Below are 1886 nucleotides of genomic sequence, written 5' to 3'. Positions count from 1 at the left end.
TTATGGGTAAGAGACAGGGCTGAAGCCGGGGGATTCGTCCGCGTTTACGCGGAGGAGGATGTCAACTGTAGCGACGCCGGACACCCAGCGCCGGCGACGACAGTTTCTCCATGACAGAAAATTCGGGGCGAAAACCTCGCCTTTCAGGTCAGGGAGGATGTTAAGGTCGGTTTCGGTGATGAAGGATAGTGGACTACAGACCTGCGTTTCCGGCACTGAAACGCGACAGTACAATTTTGAATCAACCGCATCAGTACCTATCCGGATGCTGGGGGGGATACAATCGAAAGAGCTGGCACTGCTGGTTTGGTTGGTGGCGACGTTCGCTATTGGAACAGTGGTGTATTCGCCGTTGAATGGGCTTGCGCTCTCTGTGCCAACGACCTGGGGATTGTGGGCGCTGTTGATGTTGCGTGAGAGAGAATAGAACATTCGTAATCAGAGGAGGGCCCAGGATAACTTGCGTCGAATTTTTGAAGGAAGCTAGCCCAGATTCGTGTACACCCGTCGTGTCTGTGCGGCGACAACAACAAGACCAACACCGACGGCGGCGAAGACAATCGGGACTCCCAACGACGTGCCCCGAGCGGTGACGCCGGCAAAGTCAGCAACGAATCCACCGTTGAGCGGACCGATGTACCAAAGTCCGAGATACAACGCTTCGAACAGCCGAGGCGATCCAGTCCATAACCCAGCAGCGAGTGCGAGCGACGGCGGGAAGATGACGAGACCCGTCACTCCGATGAGTGCGGTGGGACCTCCTGTGGCCACAGCGATCGCAAACGCACCGGCCCCGACGACGATGGTGATTAAACAGCCGGCAATCCACTCGCCGACAAGCTGGCCAACCGGGTAGTCGGACGTGAGAACTTGAGGGCGAATCCCATGACGAGCGGTCTGTGAGCCGATCTGTGACCAAACGAAGAGTGGCCAGACCGCGACCAACGAGAGCAGCCCCCGGGCAGCTCCCTCAGTGCCACCACCAGTGAGGGCGATTCCAGCTGGCACGACCGCCAACAGCCCCGCACCGAGATACCACCAACGCGGTTGTCCACGCAGGAGACGACGAAGTTCCATCGTGAGGACGCGCCGAAACCCGCCGGCACCACGACGGGTAACCGGAGGAATCGTGACATCATCACCAACAGGCGAAGGGGACACAGCCGGATCAGCCGTGTCTGTTGGAGTTTGTGGATTGGACGCTGTCTGTGTCGCAGTCTCAGGGGGAGTCTCGTCGAGCGGGAGGCGCCGACGTACCTTCTCCACTACCCCGCCGGTCGTCCGAAACCAATTAAACGGCAGTGCCGCGACAAGCGTTACGGCCAGTCCGACGGCGACGGTACCCAATCGCTGAGCGAAGAACCACGCCGGCCACGGGCCTCCCTCGTACCGGAACGTTTGCGCGTTGGATCCACCCGTTCCGAAGTTCGCGAAGCTACTCTCGAATCCCGGCACAGCGGCCTGTATTGATTCGAAGGTGAGATCGTACGCGAGGGTGAGCCCGACAATATCGAGCGCTTTCACAGTCGTCGGGACAGCGGCCGGGACTGCCGTTTCCGGACGCGCCGACTGTGCGGAGAGCAAGAAGATGGCCCCGAAAAAGTACGCTATCCGACCGAGGGTTCCAGCGAGCAGATTGATCGTGCCAAACAGCATCGCGACCGCGCCAACAAACACGGTAAGTGGAACGACCATCACAAAGACTGGCCAGCTGATGGCAATTGGGTCGGTGGCACCGACCCCGTAGATCGAGTGGTTGACGACCGCTGCGCCTGCGAGTACCGCTGCGGTGAGAACGCCGACGGCGGTGTTGCTCAGTAGTTTTCCGAGTAGGTACACCGGTTTACCAGAATTGAGGCGAGAATGCCCCTTCCTCAAGGAGCGAC

The 1886-nt window shown here is 59.5% G+C and carries 1 protein-coding gene; it reads right to left on the bottom strand.

Going from position 1 to position 1886, the window contains the following annotated elements:
• Positions 1-483: 483 nt before the first annotated feature.
• A partial coding sequence (locus Z052_RS14780; RefSeq protein WP_099289203.1) for a hypothetical protein occupies positions 484-1886 on the bottom strand: 1403 nt, incomplete at its 5' end.

Origin of the sequence: Halorubrum sp. C191 (genome assembly GCF_002727095.1) — an archaeon.
Classification (GTDB): Archaea; Halobacteriota; Halobacteria; order Halobacteriales; family Haloferacaceae; genus Halorubrum; species Halorubrum ezzemoulense.
The sequence above is the reverse complement of the archived record's forward strand: the minus strand, read 5'-3'. Positions and strand labels throughout refer to the sequence as shown.